Here is a 19,660-nt window from a genome sequence, read left to right on the forward strand (position 1 = left end):
GGACACGCACGGCTGCGGCCCGCAGCACCGGCGGACGTAAGGGGCGGACATGCTGGGGATCCCGGTCAGCGCGGGCGATATCGCCGTCCTTTATGTAGACCGGTTCGGGCGTCGGCGTGAGGTTGCGGTGACCTGGGCCGCCGAGGTGCCGTTCGAACAGCTGGCCCCGTTGGATCGGCCGATCCCCTACCCGGGACGACAGTCGTTCGTCACCAACGCATGGGCATCGGCCACCGACCAGTTGCTGGCGTGCGGCTCGCTGCGTCAGCAGCACTGCGCCATCCTCCTGGACCGCGATCCCGCGGTGGGACTGCGCAGCGCGGGGCCGATGGAGTTGCGCTGGAGCGGCCAGGGGCGCCGTCACAGCGTGCGGCCGGCATTCGTCGCCTCTCGGGCAGGACAGCGCGAAGTGATCTGCGTACAGCCGGAGGAAGTCACCGACCAGTGGCGGTACGAGCAGGAGGTGCTGACCGTGGCGGCGGCAGCCGCCGGCTGGCAGATCCGCGTGCTGGTGCCACCCGCTGGTGTGGAGCTGGACAATCTCCAACTCCTCTATGCCGCCCGCAGTCCACGGTGGCTCACGGCGGGGCAGGACCAGGTGCTGGCCGAGCAGTTCACCTCGCCGCGCACGATCCGCTCCGGGGTGCGTGCCGCCGCTCTGCCCCTGCTGTTGGGGCTGGATCTCGCCTATCACCTGATCTGGATGCGGCGTCTGCACACCGACACGAGCATCCCGCTCACACCGTCGTCGACGGCATGGGCTTGCGCTGGAGAGGTCGCGTGACCGCAGTTCCCCGGCACGCCGCCGACGCGGCAGCGCCGGCTGCTGCTGACACCATCGCGCTGGGGGATACCATCCACTTCCGTGGTGCCGACTGGGTGGTCACCGCCTTCCACGGGTCTCGTCTGTTCCTTGACGTCGCGGAGCCGGTGGAACCCGGGGAACCGGCAGAGCCACTGATCATCCTACAGACGGCGGTGACCTCAGCTCCCGACTTCGCCGTGCTGAACCGGGCGGCCCCGCGCAGTACGCTGCCCGGCCGCATCGGCGAGTTCCATGCCCTGCCCCGCGACGTACGCAAGGCCGCTGAGAAGTGGGAGCGGCACGTCAAGGAGGTACTGCACCAGCAGGCCCCGAACGTTCCCGCCACCACCCCACCCAAACCGGCCTTCGACCCGAAGAGCCGTACCCTCCGCCAGCGGTACCAGGCCAAGGCCGACCAGCTCACCCAGGCCGGAGCGCCGGTGTCCGCGGCCACCGTGGAACGCAAGTGCGCGGCCTGGCGCAAGGAAGGCCTGATGGGCCTGGTCGACAAACGGCACCTGCGCACCGCGACCTCGCACGGACGCGTCGACGGGCGAGTGGTCGACATCGTGTGGGAGATCCTGGACGACGAACGTTCCAGGGGCCTGTCACCGGGAACGCTGTCCCGGTTGATCGACCGGGTGGAGCAGACGATTCAGGCCCGCTACTCACACCTGCTCGCCGACCCGAAAACCGCCCGGGGGCTGGTGAACAGTCCGGCGACGTTCTACCGGCTGCTGGAACGGCTGGGGATCACCGCGGAGAACGCACATACCGCCGCGGCCCGGCATGCGGCGGGCTCCGCGATCTCGTCGGCGCGGCCCGGGGCCCGGCGGGCGATCTGGGCCCGCTGGCCCGGGGAACTGGTGCAGATCGACACCACTGGGCTGGACGTCCTCGTCCTCGGGGACGACGGACGGGTTATCTCCGTGGAGCTCACGATCGCGATTTGTGTCGCGACCCGTAGCATCGTCGGCTCGCTGATCGTGCCCAAACGGATCGGCCGCACAGGCGGGACCGGACGGTGGCTCGGCGGGCGAGCCACCCGTTCCTTCGACACCATGCAGGTCGTTGCCCAGACCACAGCCCCGCTGCCAGCGCGGCCGGGCTGGGCGCCGGAGACGTTCGTGGAAGGCTCCGATCTGCCCTTCGAGGACCTCCTCGCCGCCGACCCCCGCTTCGCCGGCGCCGCCGCACGGCCCGTCATCAAGCCGGAAACAGTCGTCGTCGACCACGGCTCACCGTTCATCTCGGCGGATTTCACCCGCGCCTGCCACTCCCTGGGCATCGAGGTACGCGAGGCGCGCCTGCGCACCGCCGTCGACAAGGCGATCGTGGAGCGCGCCATGCGAGCGGTGAAGACCGGCTTCAGCCAGTATCTGGCCTCCTACACCCACCACCGCCTGGACCTGCGCGGCAAACGCGTCCGCAAGCAGCCGCTGTGGACGATCCCCCAGCTCCAGGAACTGTTCGAACAGTGGGTGGTCCTCCACTGGCAGCAAACCCCCCACGGAGCGCTCCGCTCCCCCTTCACCCCCGGGCTGCGTCTGACTCCGAACCAGATGTACGCGGCGCTGGTGTCCCTGCGCGGCTACCGGTCCACCGCTCTGGCCGAGCAGGAGAACCGCAAGCTGCTGCCGGCGGTGTGGGTGCGAGTCAGCCGCAAGGGTTTCCAGATCAACAACCGCACCTACAACCTCGGCCGGGGCAAGCTGGACCCCTGCCGCGGGTCCTCTGGGATCACAGCCCAGCAGGGCCGGTGGGAAGTCCACTACTCCCCCGACCACCCTGAGGTTGCCTGGCTGTTTAACCACCGGGCCGAACCGGGCACCGACCCGTGGATCGAGGTGCCCTTCATCCACCGTCGACTGCTCAATGACCGGTGGACCGAGGAGACCTGGGCCGAGGCCCTGAACATCCACCTCGCCGGCGGCGGCAGCCGCCGCGATGAGGCGGCCATCGCCCGGGCCACCGCGAAGCTGCTGCGCACCGCCGCTGCCGGCCCGCAGGCCGCCCCCGCGAGCAGCCCGACACCCCGCGCGGCTGTGCCGTCCCGTCCGGCGCTGCCGGCGCCGGCCGAGCCCTACGACGACGACATGCCGCCTCTGGACCCGGACTCCGTCCGTCCGTTCCGGTCCCTCGACCGCCCGGCCGGGGATCTCTTCGACACCTCCGAGCCTGGCCGGGGCGCGGGCCAGAGCCTTGAGGAATTCTTGGCCTCCCTGCCCGGCCTGCACCCACCCGGCCCCGGCGATCCCGGGACCCTGGGCAACGACAGCGCGAGGCCCGCCCCAGGCGACATCCCCAAAGCCGACACCCCCACCTCTCCCCCGCCCGGCAGTCTGCCCGGCGATGAACCGGACAGCTCACGGCAAGGAGACACCCAGTGAGAGCCCCCGTACGCGACGCCCAAAGCGCCCCGCCCCCCGCGCCGTCACCGGTCCTATCCCCCGGACCGCCGACCACCCTGCACGGCTGGCGGACACGCGTGCGCCACCAGCCCTCCCCTCCCCCGATCCCGTCGGCCGACGACTCCACACCCGACGAGGACGACCCCCGGGTGCGCTACCACGCCCAGCTCGGACTCGTCGAAACCACTGACATCGCCACAGGACTGAAGACCGCACGGCGACTGCTGCGGCTCAACGGCGAACGCCGCCACCCTTGCCAGCACGTCGCCATCGACAGCGACTGCCGCGGCACCGGCAAACGCACCCTGCTGCACCACATCGGGCTGGCCCACCAAGGACGCCGAGAGAAGCTTTACGGCATCGACGACAGCCGCATCCCGGTGGTCTGTGTCAACGCCCCTCCGGAGCAGGGCTCGCCCGCCGACTGGTCCGCGGCCCTGGCGGTGTTCATCGGCTGGGACCTGTACCGCTCCGACACCGAGCAGCGGCCCGTGCAGCGTATGAAGGACTTCACCGGCCCCGCCGTCCACGTCATGCGCCATGCCCGCACGGAAGTCTGCCTGGTCGACGGGATCGACCGGCTACGGCCCGAGGATCTACAGCCGACGTTCGACTTCTTCGACTACCTCGCCGACGAGCTGGAGCTGACCATCTTCTGGAGCGGCATCGGCTCCAGCGACATCCTGCGTGAAGCACGCGCTGCCCGCTTCCCCGCGCTGCGTCCGCCCACCGAGACCAGCGCCCCGATCCGGCAGCGCTCTGTCCCTACCCTCTGGGTCAACCGGCTGCCGCCCCGCTGCAAGGAACACCCCGACGAATGGGTCAGCACCCTGGCCACCCTCGACGGCCGTCTGAGGCTGCGGCAGCACAAGCCCGGCAGCCTCCTGGAACACGAAAAGGACATCTACCGCATCACCGACGGCCTCATGGAACACATCACCCCGCTGACCGGCATGGCCGCCCAACTCTCCATCCTCGATGGCACAGAGGCCATCACACGTGACGTCCTACACGACGCCGCCCGCTACCTCGACCTGCCCACAACAGACGAAAACGGCAAGGCGTGGTAACAGAGCCACACGCTTTGTTCCACAGGCGTGGCGAGGTTCATCGGTATGACATCGGCAGGGGCCTCAGCAAGGAGTCACAGAAACCCGAGCGCCCGACCGACTCCATCCAGTACGCCGCCCGGTGCGCCCGGCGCACCGGCGGCATCTCGCCCTACGAAGTCGGCGAACCCAAGGAGCTGTTCGCCATCCCCGAGCGGGCCGGCCTACTGCGCCCGCGCTTCCACACGATCATTCGCCCAGCCCGGCCTTCAAGCCGGCGCCACCATCAACGGCCAGCTCCTCATCGTGGAAGGGGACGTCCGCGACGCTAGCGCCAGCGACTTCACCGTTATTGCAGCTGGCAAGCACGGGGCGCGCTCCCGCGCCGTGTGGGCACCTCATTGCCGCCCCAGAGCGGCCGTCCCGTCCCAAGCGGGACCCGGCCCTGATCACGGGCTGGGTGCGGTAGGCCGACGGCAGCCTGCCGCACGGCGCCGACCAGTCGACGATGACGCGCATGACGGAGCATCCTGAGCCCACCGTGCGAGCCAGGGCGTGTCATCTGCGCTTGGCGTCCGGATTCGGATGTACTTCCCCGGGCTTTCTACGTGTTGGGAACGCTCACAGCCAGGGCGTTCCCAACCGTCACATCCCCACTGTCAGTCGTGGGTGAGGGTGAGAGTTCGTTGGTCGAGGTCGAGGTGGACGGTGCCCCCGGTCTGCTCACGGAGCTGTCGCCAGGCGGCATAGCCGGTGAGGATGGCGCGCTCCCAGTCGGCGGCGCGGCAGATGCTGACCTCGAGGTGGGCTGTCATGTGGCCGATGGTGGCGAGGAGTTCGTGGTCGATGTGTGTGATGTCGGCGAGGTAGCGATGGCGGGCGGCGTAGGAGAAGACGAGTGCTGAGATGCCTTCTTCGATGGCGATGGCGCGGCCGCCGTCTTCGGCCTCGTCGGTGCGGGGGTCGCTTTTGCGTTTGCGGCCCAGCAGGAAGCGGGTGACGGGGGACCAGCCGAGGACCGTGGCGTGTGCGAGGTGGAAGATGTCGTGGAAGCGGTAGTCGTCTTCGACGTGGGAGGCGCTGGTGAGAGGGTCGCCGCCGGGGGTTCCGTCTTCCCGGGTGAGGATGACGACGGTGCGGCCGTCGTCGGTCTTGGTGGGCGTGAAGGTGAGCGTGGTCTGCCGGGGTAGCTGTTCGTGGGTGGGATAGCCGGCGTCGAAGGGGGCGCGCTCCTCGTGGGGGGTGGGGCGCCAGCGGTCCTTGGTCTTCTCCAGGTTGGCGGCGGCCACGTCGTCGAGGTCGAGTCCGAGGCGGTGCGTGAGAGCGGCGATGTACCACAGGACGTCGCCGAGTTCTTCGCGTAACTGGTGCTTGCCCTGCTCGAAGGCGGGTCCGTCGCGCAGGAATTTCTTGTAGGCGGTGGTCAGGGATCCAACCTCGCCGGCGAGGCCGAGGAGGGGGACGATGACGGGGTCGGTGCCCTCGGCGGGGAGTTGGAGGGTTTTGACGGCCGCTTCCTGGTAGCGCTTGAAGTCCACACGCATGCCTGTCTGATCTTGGGACAGCCCCGTTGGCTTTCCCGACAGTATGTCGTATGCTACGACAGCGTCGTTGGAAATACAGACGATTGGGGAGAGTTGTCGAACACAGGCACACCGAGCATGGACGACATCACCTCGGTCGTCATCGACTTCCTCGCCGAGAACGAGGGCGTCTCGCCCGATGAGCTCCGCTCTGAACTGGAGCAGGGCGGTCGGGAGTTGCCCGTGGACTCTCTGCTGGTGGTCGAGATCCTCACGCGCATTGAGGAGCGTTACCAAGTAGCCATTCCCGCAGACCGGGAAGCGGCCCAGGCCACCCGGTCGGTGCGGGCATTCGCCGCAGCGGTACTGGACGCCATCGTTGAAAGGCAGCAGTCATGACCCCTCCCCCGGACAGCCGTGACCGTGATCCTGAGCTGGTGCGGCTCGGTGAACGGCTGAAGAAGACCCGTGACTACCTGAACATGTCCCAGCAGTTCGTCTCGGACTCGACCGGCATCCCCCGCTCGGCCATCAGCGACATCGAGCGCGGCGAGCGGCGGGTCGACAGCCTGGAGTTGAAGAAGCTGGCGCGCCTGTACCGGCAGCCAGTCGCCTATTTCTTGGCCGAGGAGAAGGACGCTGATGCCAGCGAGTACTCGCTCGCAGGTCTGCCGCGGGCTCTGGCCCAGCTCACCGACGGGGACGCCAAGACCGTCCTGGAGTTCGCCGAGTACCTCACACTCAGGCGTGCGGCAGAACGCGAGGAGCAGGGCGCCGGCGGCGGAAGTCCGACGGCGTGAACTGGGCATTAGCACACCGGATCGCGTCGATCGCCGCCGTCCAGGCGCACCGCGACCTCGGTGTCGACCGCACGCAGTACGTCCACGTGCACCGAGCACTGGGCGCCGCTGACGTGATCGGGATGGCTCAGCCGATGCCCCGGCTGTTCGGCGTGTACCTCTCCCCCGCCGACAAGGGGCCGGCCGTGCTGCTGAACGCCTCGCTGAACGCCATCACTCAGCGACACACGGCCGCGCACGAGCTCGGGCATCACCGGCTGGGCCATCGCACCGCGGCCGATGAGGAGCTCGATCCCGCGCTGCGCTGGGGCAACGGCAGCTGGCCCGAGGAGGAGAAGACGGCGGAGGCGTTCGCCGCGTGGTTCCTGATGCCCCTGCCGGCGGTGCGGGCGACCCTGGAGCGGATCTGCGGTGGCCGGCCGTCGCGACCCGAGCATGCCTACCGGGTGGCGCGCGAGCTGGGCACGTCGTACGCCGGGACCGTACGCCACCTGGTGAACCTCCGGCTGCTGGATGCCGGCCGGGCCGACCAGTGGTCCAAGATCTCTCCTGCCGGCCTGCGCAGCTCTCTGGCGGGCGGGGCCTCGCTGCCCGCGCAGGCCCAGGTGCACGTGATCACGGCAGCCTCCGCGGGGCAGACGGTGTACGCCGACGCGGGTGATGTGCTGGTGCTGCACCTGGACAACGCGGTCTTCGACGTCCTGCCCAAGGGGCTTGAGTCGTGGACCAGTGACGGCGCGACGCCACTGGCGAGCGCCGTGGTGACCGACGAACTCCCGCCGGGTGAGCAGGGCCCGGTCGAGGTCACTGCGCCCCTGTACGGCCATCCGCTGCGGCTGACAGTGGTGCGCGAAGCCCCGCGCGCCGGGGTCGACGAGATCTGGCCCGCCTGAGCGCAGGCCCCCGGTTCCACACACCGTATGTGTCAGGAGGACTGATGCACACCTTCACCGTGGCCGAACGCGACGTCACCCAGGCCTGGGTGGCCGCCTGCAACAAGCTGGACCGCAAGGACAATCCGGACCGGACCGGCCTGCACACGGTAGTGCGCATCGCCGATCCGACGAGCGACGACCAGGTATTCCGTGCCGAGTTGGACCGGCTGCGCACCGCCCACGGGCTCGAGCCGCTGGAGACCGTCGCCAGCACTCTCTTCCCGGCGGCTTTGGCCGCGCGGTGCGCCGGCCCGGGTGAACTTGCCGAGCGCTACCGGCGGATGTATCCGGTCCTGAAGCGCTATCCAGGTAATCGCCGCGGCACCTACTTCGGCCGTCTGGTGTCCTACCCGGCGGCATCGAAAGTCAGCGTCGACCAGCTCGGCACCGTCATCGACCGGCTGCGGTCCCAGGCCGCGGGCACCAAGATGGCTGCGGCCTACGAGATCGACATAGCCGACGCCGCGGATGAGACGGAGGAGACCGGCTCCGAACTCCTCGTGCACGCTGCGGGCAAGGACAACAGCTACCGCGGCTTCCCCTGCCTGAGCCACATCTCCTTCCAGCTGGACCGCGGCGGGCGGGTGCACGCTGCGGCCCTGTATCGCAGCCACTACATGTTCGAGCGCGCCTACGGCAACTACCTCGGTCTGGGCCGCCTGCTGGCCTACATCGCCGAGCAGGCCGAGCTGGCCTGCGGGACGCTGACCGTGGTGGCCGGCCACGCCCGTCTGGACGGCCCCCTCACACAGCTGCGCCCCCTGCTGACCGGCACCAGCCGTCTCGCGGCATGACGCCGTCCGCCGTATGGCGGGCGGCGTACGCGGCAACCTCAGTGTGTGTGCGAGCCGTTGAGCTGCCACTTGGGGGGGAACCAGGCTGGCATCGGATCGGCGTGCTGCCGGTAGGTCTGCTTGATGCGGCTGCGGCCGCTGATCCCGGCGATGTCCGGGTGGGCGACCCGCGCATACTTGTCGACCTCGCAGAACAGGTTCTGGCAATCGATCAGCTGTAGCGGGCGCCCGCGCAGTCCTGGGAAGACAAGGCCCAGGCGGGCGAAGTGCTCGTCCTGGGTGTCGGCCATGTAGCGGATGACGTCCGCCTCGATGCCGTCGGCCGCCGGCCCGAAGCACTTGCGGATCCCGTCGCGCGCGCCGGGCCCGGCGACGACGAAGTCCATTTCCGAAAACGGCATCTCGGCCGCGTAGTTGAGGTCGATTACGAACTGGTAGGCCAGGAACGGCCCGATCGCCGGGAAGCCCAGCAGAATCTGGTAGGCGGCCTGCAGCGTCGGCGCGGACAGCACACGCTGCGGCGCGTCTGCCTTCATCATCATTTCCAGCAGCCGCAGATGGTTCTGGTGCTTGCGCTGCTGGCCGAGCTGCGGCGGGGGCACGATGTAGGCGGCCGAGTACAACCGCTGTCCCGCGGTGAAGGCCTGTGAGAGTACCCGGTCGAAGGTCCGGTAGTCGTAGTCCCCCCACCGCACCTCTCCCAGCACACTGTTCAGCAGCCGCCACGTCGACGTCTTGTTGAAGATCTTGAACAGCAGGGTCCGGAAGAAGACTTCCTCCCACGCCTGGTCGCCCCGGTAGATCACACCGCCGATCAGGTCCTGGCTGACCCGGTCGGCGGCCCGAAAGCAGTTGGTGAAGCGGTATCGCTGCAGGATCGGATCGTCCGTGAACGGTCCCGCTCCCCCCGCAAGGCGTGCCTCGTAGACCTTCTGGCGCGCCGCCGCGAAGCGCCAGTAGGTGTCGAACACCGGCGTCAAGGTCAGCGTGCGGCCTGCCACACGGATCTTCCTCGCAGGGTCGCGGTCTAAGGCCCTCTGTCCTGTACGCTCTTGCAGCACCGTCACCATGGGCTCAATATATATTCAATGTAGATAGGCGTCAGCGAGGGGGACGTGTGGATTTGCTGTGGCAGCGTCCACGACGCAAGACGCTGGTCGACTGGCCGGAGGACGTGGACTCAAGACTGGACGTCCTGGTCCGTGCCGCGGCCGCGGCCGGGGAGCAGACGTCGCGTTCCCAGGTGTTGGCCGCACTCGTGACGGCGGTCGAGGTCCGTCCCGCCGTCATAGCCGAACTCCTCCATACCTACCGCCAGATGCCCGCCGACGCTCTCGAAGCGGACAAGACGCGCGAGGACCTGCCTTCCGTACGCTCTCCCGGACGCACCCGTGGCAGAAGGTGACACAGTAGGCAGTCACGGTTCATGCACGGGCGCTTCGGTGATCCGGTCAACGCCACGGATGACATAAGGTCACGGCTGCGCGTGCCGTTCCCTCGGCAGTCCGCCGATCCGACGTTCCACAGACCTGGACTGATTGCTCAACGTCCCAGCCACCGTCACTGGCCTGGCGTCTGGCCCCTATCACCGTCGATGAGAAACTGCACATGGTCATCCTCGGCTTCCACACCTTCGGCATGATCGGTTCCCCGGAGCGTACGACCGCCCCTGACACTGACATCGCGGGCAGCGTGCCCGTGGAGAGGTGACCGGACGGGTCGCTGGCAGACGGCCGCAAGGCGGGGATCACAACAGGCCCACTGCGGACAGAGCCGATGCGGTGTCCGGGGGTTGAGGCAGAACATGCCCGTGCTCGAGGCTCTTGAGTTGGACGCTGCCCTTGGGGACAAGATCGGCGTGGAAGGTCGACCAAGCTCGGCATACTCGGCAGACCTGGCCTGTCAGGAACGGTCGCAGCAAGTGTATTTCGTGCGAAGCATCCCGTAGGTAGAGGCTTCCGGGCTCCAGGTCGTTCCGCGAGGAGAGGACTGTCTTCGTCGGTACGACAGGGTGGTCCCCGGTCAGTTCGCGGTAGTGCACCTGGGCTGTCTGGGTGAGGCTGTCCCAGCGGGTCTCGGTGACGTGCCAGAGGGGGGAGTCGGCGAGGAATCGGGCCCGCTCTGCGAGCAGGGTTAGGTCCGTGAAGGCCTCGGCGATCGCGGGCGGCAGGTCGATGGGATCGAGGCGTCGAAGGTGGGCATCGTCGTTGCGGCGTTTGGACAGCCGCCAGCGAGCATCGGCAGCGTCTTGGCTGGCCAGCAGGGAGCGGATGCCGTGGATGGGGTGCTCGTGCGGCAGTCCGCGCAGTTGGCGGTTTCCGGCTGCTTCCTGCAGCACGGCGGCCCAGTCACCGAGCCCTGGGCCGCTGCGTCCGCCGGTGAGCTTCTCCTTGATTGCGGCTGTGGAGCCGAGGGGGATGCGGGCCTCCCAAGCGAGCGCCAGCGCGAGCAGTGCGGTGTAGCAGAGCAGAATCTCGGCGGTCTCCAGGATTGCGCTGTAGGCCGCCTGTTGGTCGCCGGCGCTCATGCGGGCTTCTGTCTCACGCCACCGGTAGGCGACGGGGAGGGGAAAGCGTGTGCGCACGGTGTGCCCAAGGTCGTCGAGCAGTGTTGCGGCCTCCACACGCTGACGCAGCCCGCGGCCCTGGTCGATGATCCGGTCGCGGGCTTGTGACGCGGTTTTCTGCGTGAAGGCGGACCCCAGGAGTGTCTCCGCCTCCTTGGCCCAGGTCTCAAGCCGTTGGCGGGCGGCGGCGAGGTCGTCAAGCGCCGTGGCCAGGGCGTCGTCCGGCTGGGGCACGGGAAGCTCCAGCAGCCGCTTGACCGTGATGTGGGCGCCGGATCTTCCGACGAGTCTGTCGGCCAGCGGCGTGCGCAAGAACTGGGCGACCAGGCGGATCTGTTGTGATGTGGTGCCAGCACGGGGACGGAGGGCGATGGTCATGTGAGAGGCCGCGGCCGGAAGGTTCTGCTCGGCGACCCCAGCAACGATGAGGCCAGGAGGGTCATGCGGCCCATGGATTTCGCGAAGGATGAGGTCGCCTGGTCGCAGGAGGTAGCGGGGCGGGGCCTTGACCCAATAGCTCTCGTCCGTGGCCAGCGAGATGGATCCGTCGCGCAGCACGTCCCGGCCTCCCAGGAGACGGACGGCGCCCGGCTGCTCCTCAGTGGTGATCCATTGGGCGTCTGCCGTCATGTTGATACGTGGGACGGCATCGTAGAGCGTGCCCAGGGTGGTGAGGCTGCCGAAGCCCGCCAGATCGGCTTGCTGTGACACGACATCCGGGTGGTGGCGGTCGAAGTCGAGGCTCTCCCCAGGTGGCGGGAGTTCGCGCACTACGTAGCCGTACCGGGTGCTTCCTCCCCCGCGCTGCAGAAGGACCTCGAAGTCCTTCTCGACGGACGCAACGTCGTCCGTGTGCGGCATCCGCATGACCTTCATCGGCGGCCTGTGTGCCTGCTTGGCCTTCAGAAAGACGGCCGCCACCATGTAGGACCGGTGAATCTGCGGGATCAGGCCCGTGCCGTAGAGCACGGCCAGGGTGTCCCAGTGCTCGGCCAGCGTCCTGCGCAGCTCCGCTGCGCGCGGTGAGTCCGAGACCCAAAGTTCGACGGGAGTCAGGACCGCCATGGCACTTCCAGCACCAGCGGGTCGGCACGCGCTCAGGACGTCGTCGTAGACGAAGCGGGCCCCAGCTCGGCCTCGCACCGACCGGGAGACAGCGTGACGCAGCCACGGCGGCACGAGGAGCAGCGGGCCCTGCCCGAGCAGCCGCGTTGCGCTGGCGGCAAGGCCCTCCCAGGACGGCTCCTCAACAGCATGCCATGACACCGGCGGCTCAAAGAGGGACTGGCCTTCTTCCGAGCGGGCGGTCAGCACCGTTACGGCGCCCGGAGCCAGATGCGCGAACCCCACGGCGAGCAGGCGCTCGAACACCGGACTCAATGCCCTGCTCTCTTCAGACATCCCGCGCCCCTCAGCCCCTCCGCTGCGGCCAGCAGACTATTGCGAACTCCCCCGCCCCGCGGCGGTGTACGAGGAGTGATCTTATGCCCGGCATGGACGCTGGCTCGGGTGCAAGCCCAGGTTCTGCCATGCCGGCGCGGTGGCCTCGTTCGCGGACCGCGTGCGGGTCGGCGTCCTTGCCCTGGCAGGTGTCGGAAGCACGCCACGATGACAGAGGCCAAGGAGCCCACCCGCCGGTGGTGACGCCTAGCACGGAAGGCCAGGCCGAACCATGGCACGGCGAGCGCCAACCATCGCAGGCAGCGTCGCCGAGCCGAGCCGCCCAGCGTTCGTGGACCGAGCCTCTGCGAGGACACCAGGGCCTCGACATACGAACAACCCAGAGACACCACACACGCATGGAAGTCCGCCCCGTTGCGCACCGCTTCGGTGAAGCCACACATGGACACGAGAACGGGGACGGACACCAGCGGCCAACCCTCCAGCGTCTCCTGATCTTGGACCGCGCGTCGGCATCGACCGGAACCTGCTGCTACTTGCTCACAAGGATGTTGGGAGGTGCAGCCGAGCATGAACGACACACCGGCTCATCCCGACCATCCACCCCCGCGCTGGTCGCTCACCACGTCCCGCAGGCCGCCCCAGCGCAGCACCTCAGTCAGGAACGCGTTCAATCTCCGTCAGGGCGCCGCCTCCTGGCCCCGGCGCGCACCGGTACAACCTGACAGGCGGCCATGAGCGGTGTTAGTCGGGCGGACACCGAGGAGCCGGATACGGCGTGTGCTGCCACCCCGCCGCGGCAGCCGGTCAGGCACCTCCCCAGCTGCTACCAGAACTCTCAATACAACTGCGGGATTCTCAGCAGACTTGCAGTACTCGAGGTCAAAGTCCTGATCGGCATGCAGGAACAGTCCGATACATCTCTCAGCCTTCTGCTGCTTCGCAGGTCAGAGCGATTTCTCTACCGCAACTTAGGTGAGAACTCACACGAGGCCCACCGTGTTTCGGGCCGGATCGGGAAGCCGTGGGCAGTCGTCCATGACAACCAGAAGATCCCGTCCCTGCGTCGCCTCTACATGACGGCCACGCCTCGGCTGTGGCAGCTCGGGGACGAGGACGAGGCCGGCGCACCCGGCGAGCTGGTCGCGAGCATGGAAGACGACCCCGAGGGCCCCTTCGGCAGCCGCTGCTTCACCCTGACCCTCTCGGACGCCATTGACAGGGGAATCTGTGCCCCCTACCAGGTCGTATGCGTGGATGTCACCGACACCGCTCTCCAGGCCGCGCAGCTCCTGGGCGCCGAAGGCCGCTCGGCAGAGGTGCGCGGGGCGCGGCTCGCGGCTCTGCAGACCGCTCTGGTGAAGGCGTCTGCGGAGGAGGGATTCCGTCGCACGCTGGTCTTCCACCACCAGGTCCGCGAGGCCGAAGCCTTTGCGGCCGGCCTTCCCAACGTCGCCGCGCAGCTGCACGCATCCGACCCCGAGCTGTACCCCAAGACGATCTGGGCGGACTGGCTCTGTGGCGACCACAAGCCGCTCCACCGGCGGCGCCTGCTGGGCGAGTTCGCCGAAGGGATCGCCACGGACGGCACCGTCGTGGAGAAGTGCTTCTTGTGCTCGGTGAAGGTCTTGGGTGAGGGGGTCGATACCAAAAAATGTGACTCCGTGTACTGGGCGGACGTACGCGGGTCGATGCCGGACCTGGTCCAGGCAGTGGGCCGGGCGCTGCGGATGCAGCCGGGCGAGGGCAAGGTAGCAAGCCTGGTGGTGCCGGTGCTGCTCGGGCCGGGCGAGACGGCGGACAACATGCTCACCTCCCGGGCCTTCGGCGGCCTGGCCAAGCTACTGGAGGCGCTGCGGGCGCACGACGCCCGGATCGTGGAGAGCCTCGCGGAGCAACAGGCCCCAAGCCGCTACAAGCCCCTCAGCAAAGACGACAGCGGCAAGAGCACCGGCGGGAGCGGGGAGGGCTCCGGAGGCGTCAGCGCCCCCGCCAAGGCCCTGCTGAAGTTCTCCACGCCCCGCGACCCGGCCGCCCTCGCCGCGTTCATCAACCTGCGCGTCCTCAACCCGGAACACGAGCACTGGCGGCGCGGCGTGGAGGCCGCCGTCATCTACGCCCGCGAGCACGGCGACCTCCGCGTGCCGTTCACGTTCCGCGTGCCCGCCGTCGACGGCCAGGAGGCGGAAGCCACCGGGTGGCCGGCCTCGCTCGCCGGGTTCCCCCTTGGGCAGTGGATCGCCGACGCCAGGCGGTTCTACGCCCGCGGAGACATGGACGCCGACCGCGTCGCACAGCTGGAGAAGCTCGGCATGATCTGGTCCCACTTCGACGTCGCGTGGGAGGAAGGCCTGTCCGCCACGCGCGGGTGGGCCGCCGAACACGGGCACCTCCTGGCCCCGCTGGACGCCACGTTCCAGGGCGCGAAGGTGGGCATCTTCCTGAAGAACGCGCGGGCCGCCGCCCGGAAGGCGCAAGAGATCGAACAGCGGCGTGCCGAGGGGCTGCCGGTTCAGTCGTCGGCCGGGGCGCTGCCGGAGGAACGGCGCGAGCAGCTCGAGGACATCGACCCCGCCTGGTGCCCCACCTGGCCAGTGGAGTGGCAGCGGTGCTTCCACCTCGTCCGGCTCCACCTGCAGGCCGGCCACCCGCTGCCGACCGAGCCCGGCGACGTCGTGCGCCAGGGTGAGGATCTGGGGCGGTGGGTGCGCTCGGTCCGGCTCGGCTGGCACAACCTGGCGACCGTGCAGCAGTGGATGTGCGAGCAAGTCCTCGGAATCGAGCCCGCCACCGAGGACGAGAAGCCGCCCCCGCGCCGCACGCAGGCCGACAAGTGGGCGATGAACTACGAAGCCGCCAAGCAGTTCTACGAGCGTGAGGGACATCTTCAGGTCCCGAGGAAGCACGTCGAGCGGATCGTCGGCCAGGACCAGGAAGAGCGGGAACACAAGCTGGGGGCCTGGATCGGCAACCAGCGGAGCAGGGCCGCGACGCTGACGCCAGAGCGGATGGAACAGCTGTCCGCGATCGGGATGCGGTGGTCGTAGCTGCGCGCATCTGGCGAGATGCAGAGGCGGGATAGTTGTCGGTTCCTGCCCTTACCGTTGCGGCATGGTCGAAGTGCCTTGGGAAGAGTTGGCGAAGAAGCCGAAGGTCTGCGAGTCCCTGGTGACGATGCTGCTCCTTCGTCTGTATCCACGTGCGCAGGCGGTTGACGGAACAGGTGGTGACGGTGGACGTGACCTGTTCGAGTACACCGCGGTCAACGAACTGATCAATTACGAGGTGAAGTCCTTCACCGGCCGCATGGCCAAGAGTCGTCGAGACCAGGTCCAGCAATCTTTGGTGTCGACGGCTCGGTCTCAGCCAGATCATTGGGATCTTGTGGTGCCCATCGATCCGAATCCCACGGAGCAGCTCTGGTTCGATGGCCTGCGTTCCGAGTTCCCCTTCGTACGCCAGTGGTGCGGGCGCAGTTGGCTCGATGCTCACTTCGCTGCACACGATGATCTTGTGCGGTATGCCTTGCACAACAGCGACGCCCGCATCCTGGACAGGATCGCGGAAGCCCGTGCCGAGCGGGACTGCTTGCTGCGGGGGATCCCTGACCTGATTGAGCGGTACGAGATGCTGTCCCGTCGTGCCCAGGAGCTTTCACCGCACTACCGAGTACGCGTCTCCGATGGCCCCGAGGGGGCGACACTTGTTGAACTGGTGCCCAAGCCCGTGCCTGACAGTGCCGAAGCAGCGATCCAGTTCACCGGGCAAGTGGCATTCCAGCTGAACGATCCCGAGGACCAGGCGCGGCAGCAACAGTTCGTGGAAGCGATGCAATTCGGCGGCGAGATCACACTGTCCGCGGCCAACCTGGGACCGATGACGGTCAGTGCTCCAGCCGAGCTAAGGGCTGTCTCGTAACTCGATGAGTTGGTTGGCGTTGAGCTGGTCGTGCAGGTGCTCTCCGCTCAACGGACTGTGTTCATCGAGGTGTTTACCGGGCTACGTCCGGCCCAGTTCCGCCGCCTGGTGCAGGCGGTACGGATCAAGGGCGGACGCGCCCTGGCACCCTCCCGGCCGGGGCGGCCGTGGGCACTGGACCTGGAGGACCGGGTCCTGCTGGTGGCGATGTACTACCGCACCAACCTCACGATGCGGCAGCTGGCGCCCCTGTTCGGGATCTCTCCGGCAGCGGTCGGCCGGATCATCGACCGGCACAGCCCGCTGCTCGCCCTGGCCCGGGCCCGCCGCAAACCGAAGGCGGACGAGGTCGTCATCGTCGACGGCACCCTCGTACCTACCCGCGACCGCACCGTGGCCGCCTCCTCCAAGAACTATCGGTACTCGGCGAACCTGCAGGTCCTCGTGCACGCCGACACCCGCCTGGTGCTGGCCGTCGGCCGTCCGCTGCCGGGCAACCGCAACGACTGCACCGCCTTCCGCGAGTCCGGCATCGACGCTGCCTGCGGCAAAGCGACCGTCCTTGCCGACGGCGGCTACCAGGGCACCGGTGTCCTCATCCCGCATCGCCGCAAGGCCGGCCAGGACCGGCTCGAGGACTGGAAAGACGACCACAACGCCTCCCATCGCCGAGTACGTGCCCGCGTCGAGCACGCCTTCGCCCGCATGAAGAACTGGAAGATCCTCCGAGACTGCCGCCGCCGTGGTGACGGCGTCTACTGGGCGGCCAGCGGCATCGCCCGCATGCACAACCTGGCCCTCGGCCAGTAATGAGCACCAAGCCCGCGGCGAAGCAACAACCTCACTCAACCGCCCCAGACGCAATTACGAGACAGCCTTTAGGCATCAACGGGACGATCAGGCCGAGTGCGATACGCATCGCTTCGCACCAGGAGGACATCGAACCACCGGTTCCGGGACAGCTAGTCGTTATGCATTCCGGCTCCGGATTGCCGCTGATGTCTCTCCCCGTACGCTTCGACAAGCGTGTCTACGGGACCGACGGCGGCACGCTGTTCGGTCAAGACCTCCTCGGTTGCATCCGGGTGCAGGTGCGGTACGACATGCGTCAACAGCTTGGACGCATGCAGCTGACGGTCAGACCACCGGAGAACTTCCTGCCGCAGACGGTTGTCCCAGCGCTGCGGCTAATCGCAGCGGCTACACCAGGGCGCACGCTGGAGCTTGTGCTGTCCGGTGCAGAAGAGCACCGCATGGGCACTGTCATCACTAACCAACTCGTGCCGGACGACTGGAACGAGGGTGAGGCCGCAGCATGGGCAGACGCCTTTACCGACCTGGCCACGCTTCAGGAGCGTACCGGCCAGTTCTTCCCGGTTCCTGAGGACTTCACCCTGCGTGACGCCCGGGACGTCAAAGAGATCCTGGCGCTGATGCGCGGTGAAGAAGTCGTTCTACGTGGCACCGTGGAAGCCGTCGTAGGCGGTGCCCTGCCAGTGCCGCTGGGTCAGTTCGGCCAGCTGCGCGATGACGGTGTTGGGGTTGCGCGGGCCGACGCGGTTGAAGACGAGCAGCAGCGGCGGGTGCGGCTCATCGGCGTGCCGTCCGTCGGGCACCCACCAGAGGGTGCGCCACATCGGCCGCTCCTTGCCGTCGACGTCCTTCACCTTCCGCTGGCCAAACCGCATGTACTTGTCGATCTTCGCGGCGAGGACCTGCGCGGACTCAAAGCAGTTGTCGATCTCCACGAACAGCAGCGGCACCCCGTCCTCGGGCGCGGTGATGACGATGTCCGCCTGGGCGCCGCCCCTGCCCGGGTTGGCACAGGTGCCCGTCGCGGGCAGCGCCACCTCAGTCGCGTAGGAGGCGATGATGCCCAACCCGTCCGGCGCGTCGACCGCGGCCTGCGCGGCGGCGAGGACGTCAGCCGGCTCCTTGGCGAGCTGGGTGAGGTCTGGCTTCGGACGCAGCAGGGCGAGCACGGCCTCGTTGACCGTCATCGGGTGCAAGGCGCCCGTGCGGCCCGCGCCGCGGGCCGGGTCGCCCATCTCCCCCACCGGCCGCCCCAGTTGGAGAGCCGGTGCACGATCGGCGCGCTACTCACGCCTCCCAGCGTGCCCCGAGCCGGGCTGGTGGGCGAGTCGGCCCGGGACGGTCAGGGAGTGTCGCCGGTCCAGTCCCAGCGGTCCGGGCCCCCGGGGGCGCGGGTCGTACAGGGCACGGCAGGAGAAGGGGGCTTCTGTGGCCGTACCCATACGCAATCCGGCCTGACTCGAAAGCTGTGCGCGGTCAGCAGCACACAGGGCCCGTTATCCGCGGGGAGCCCGCGGCAGGTCGCAGAGGGTTCGGGCGGTTCACCGCTTCTCAGCGCAGGCCCCGCAGTTCGCGCAGCCCATAGTCGGGCGGCAGCCATCCCCGCTTTCTGCGGTCGATGGTCTTCTGGGTGTGCGGTGGGGGGTAGGGGCAGCCTTGCATCAGGTCCGGCATCGCACTGGCCCAGGAGAGCCGGTAGTGCGCGGCGCACACGGGCCAGAGGGCGTTTGCGGGTTCCTTCGGGCGCGGGGCCGGGCCACGTTTGGTTCGGCGTCGCTTGGGGCGGGGCGGTTGGGGTGGGCGCAGTTTGCGGCTCTCGGCGAAGTCTGTCAGGGATGGCAGTCCTGTACTGCCCAACGGATCGCTGAACAGAGGCCCGTCGGTGCCGGTCTCGATGCTCCAGGCGAGTGCGGCAGCCCTCAGCAGGGGGCGGGCCCAGTCGGGGACCGGGTGGGTCATGCAGCCCTGGCGGAGGCCGTGGTCGTGGAGCGTGATGGTCGAGGTGTCCGGGCCCAGGTCGCGGGCACGCGCGGTGTTGAGTTGGGTGGTGGAAGCCGCGGTGAACGTCGCTGTGGCGAGCTGGGCTGCCAGATGGGGGTGGGCTGAGCCGCGGTGGAGGCGCCAGGCGACTTCCGCTTCGGTGACCGGCGGCATCACTGGTGGGAAGAAGTCCCGGTCCGTTGCCGTCGGTGCTGCGCAGCGGCACGGGCCGGTGGCCTCGTCGAAGGCTTTGAGCGTGGTCAGGGCGGGCAGGCTGATCCATCGGTTCGCCAGCGGCCGCGCTGCGGGGAGCGGGGACAGGGGGGCCGGTTCGGTCTCGGGGAGCAGGGCGGATGCCTCGGCGATGCGGTGTTCCACCTGCCGCAGTTCGCATTCCAGGAAAGGCCTCATCTTCCGGCGGTGGCAGACAAGGGTCAGGCGGATGCCGGTGCGCCGACGCAGGGTGAGGAGGTCTTCGAAGCGGTGCGGAGTGAGGAGGTGGGCGCGCAGCAGGGTCAGGTGAGTGATGGGGGCGGCGAGGATCCAGGCGGCGGCGAGCGACCAGGCCGGGGCCGGATCGCCAGGTCGGTAACCCGTCAGGGGGACGGGCTTGCCAAGGGCAGCGAGGATGTCGTAGGCGAGTGCGAGGGCGGCGTCCACGCCGG

Annotated in this window: 16 protein-coding genes; 11 read left to right on the plus strand and 5 right to left on the minus strand. The window is 68.5% G+C overall.

Annotated features, from left to right (window positions below):
* The first annotated feature begins 49 nt into the window (after positions 1–49).
* From GT045_RS34845 to GT045_RS34855, 3 genes are all read left to right on the plus strand, one after another.
* Complete coding sequence (locus tag GT045_RS34845) at positions 50–784, plus strand: hypothetical protein (protein ID WP_161336657.1); 735 nt, start codon at positions 50–52, stop codon at positions 782–784.
* Complete coding sequence (locus GT045_RS34850) at positions 781–3,195, plus strand: DDE-type integrase/transposase/recombinase (protein WP_161336658.1); 2,415 nt, start codon at positions 781–783, stop codon at positions 3,193–3,195. The genes GT045_RS34845 and GT045_RS34850 overlap by 4 nt, the downstream gene beginning before the upstream one ends.
* 98 nt (positions 3,196–3,293) lie before the next feature.
* Positions 3,294–4,286, plus strand: a complete 993-nt coding sequence (locus tag GT045_RS34855; RefSeq protein WP_161336659.1) for a hypothetical protein — start codon at positions 3,294–3,296, stop codon at positions 4,284–4,286.
* A gap of 638 nt (positions 4,287–4,924) precedes the next feature.
* On the opposite strand, the gene GT045_RS34860 is transcribed toward GT045_RS34855, so the two are convergent.
* Positions 4,925–5,809, minus strand: coding sequence for a nucleoside triphosphate pyrophosphohydrolase family protein (locus tag GT045_RS34860; RefSeq protein ID WP_161336660.1), 885 nt, complete (start codon positions 5,807–5,809; stop codon positions 4,925–4,927).
* A 117-nt stretch (positions 5,810–5,926) separates the two neighbouring features.
* On the opposite strand from GT045_RS34860, the gene GT045_RS34865 reads away from it, so the two are divergent.
* Genes GT045_RS34865 through GT045_RS34880 form a run of 4 tightly spaced genes read left to right on the plus strand, consistent with a single transcriptional unit; the run spans position 5,927 to position 8,317 of the window.
* Positions 5,927–6,187 (plus strand): phosphopantetheine-binding protein, encoded by a 261-nt coding sequence (locus GT045_RS34865; RefSeq protein WP_161336661.1) that lies wholly within the window; start codon positions 5,927–5,929, stop codon positions 6,185–6,187.
* Positions 6,184–6,588, plus strand: coding sequence for a helix-turn-helix transcriptional regulator (locus tag GT045_RS34870; protein WP_161336662.1), 405 nt, complete (start codon positions 6,184–6,186; stop codon positions 6,586–6,588). Before GT045_RS34865 ends, GT045_RS34870 begins: the two co-directional genes overlap by 4 nt.
* Positions 6,585–7,481: an ImmA/IrrE family metallo-endopeptidase gene (locus tag GT045_RS34875; protein ID WP_161336663.1), complete on the plus strand. Its 897-nt coding sequence runs from the start codon at positions 6,585–6,587 to the stop codon at positions 7,479–7,481. Before GT045_RS34870 ends, GT045_RS34875 begins: the two co-directional genes overlap by 4 nt.
* 44 nt (positions 7,482–7,525) lie before the next feature.
* Positions 7,526–8,317, plus strand: a complete 792-nt coding sequence (locus tag GT045_RS34880; protein ID WP_202529302.1) for a hypothetical protein — start codon at positions 7,526–7,528, stop codon at positions 8,315–8,317.
* A 38-nt stretch (positions 8,318–8,355) separates the two neighbouring features.
* On the opposite strand, the gene GT045_RS34885 is transcribed toward GT045_RS34880, so the two are convergent.
* Entirely contained in the window at positions 8,356–9,318 is a 963-nt protein-coding gene (locus GT045_RS34885; protein WP_161336665.1) for a nucleotide kinase domain-containing protein, read from the minus strand.
* A gap of 116 nt (positions 9,319–9,434) precedes the next feature.
* Here GT045_RS34885 and GT045_RS34890 point away from each other — a divergent pair, with 116 nt between their 5' ends.
* Entirely contained in the window at positions 9,435–9,722 is a 288-nt protein-coding gene (locus tag GT045_RS34890) for a hypothetical protein (RefSeq protein ID WP_161336666.1), read from the plus strand.
* 342 nt (positions 9,723–10,064) lie between these two features.
* Here GT045_RS34890 and GT045_RS34895 read toward each other — a convergent pair whose 3' ends face one another.
* Positions 10,065–12,284, minus strand: a complete 2,220-nt coding sequence (locus GT045_RS34895) for a hypothetical protein (RefSeq protein WP_161336667.1) — start codon at positions 12,282–12,284, stop codon at positions 10,065–10,067.
* Positions 12,285–13,360: 1,076 nt separating this feature from the next.
* On the opposite strand from GT045_RS34895, the gene GT045_RS34900 reads away from it, so the two are divergent.
* The 3 genes from GT045_RS34900 to GT045_RS34910 all read left to right on the plus strand — a co-directional run bounded on the left by GT045_RS34900 (position 13,361) and on the right by GT045_RS34910 (position 17,012).
* The gene (locus GT045_RS34900) at positions 13,361–15,331 is read left to right on the plus strand and encodes a helicase associated domain-containing protein (protein ID WP_237539111.1); all 1,971 of its coding nucleotides are present in this window, start codon (positions 13,361–13,363) and stop codon (positions 15,329–15,331) included.
* A 64-nt stretch (positions 15,332–15,395) separates the two neighbouring features.
* Positions 15,396–16,202: a hypothetical protein gene (locus GT045_RS34905; protein ID WP_161336668.1), complete on the plus strand. Its 807-nt coding sequence runs from the start codon at positions 15,396–15,398 to the stop codon at positions 16,200–16,202.
* Between the two features lie 30 nt (positions 16,203–16,232).
* On the plus strand, positions 16,233–17,012 hold the full coding sequence (locus tag GT045_RS34910) for a transposase (RefSeq protein WP_161334486.1): 780 nt from the start codon (positions 16,233–16,235) through the stop codon (positions 17,010–17,012).
* 644 nt (positions 17,013–17,656) lie between these two features.
* Here GT045_RS34910 and GT045_RS40265 read toward each other — a convergent pair.
* Positions 17,657–18,250 (minus strand): replication-relaxation family protein, encoded by a 594-nt coding sequence (locus GT045_RS40265; RefSeq protein WP_237539112.1) that lies wholly within the window; start codon positions 18,248–18,250, stop codon positions 17,657–17,659.
* 316 nt (positions 18,251–18,566) lie between these two features.
* Positions 18,567–19,655: a hypothetical protein gene (locus GT045_RS34925; protein ID WP_161336670.1), complete on the minus strand. Its 1,089-nt coding sequence runs from the start codon at positions 19,653–19,655 to the stop codon at positions 18,567–18,569.
* Between the last annotated feature and the right edge of the window lie 5 nt (positions 19,656–19,660).

This window comes from Streptomyces sp. SID486, assembly GCF_009865385.1.
Lineage (GTDB): Bacteria > Actinomycetota > Actinomycetes > Streptomycetales > Streptomycetaceae > Streptomyces.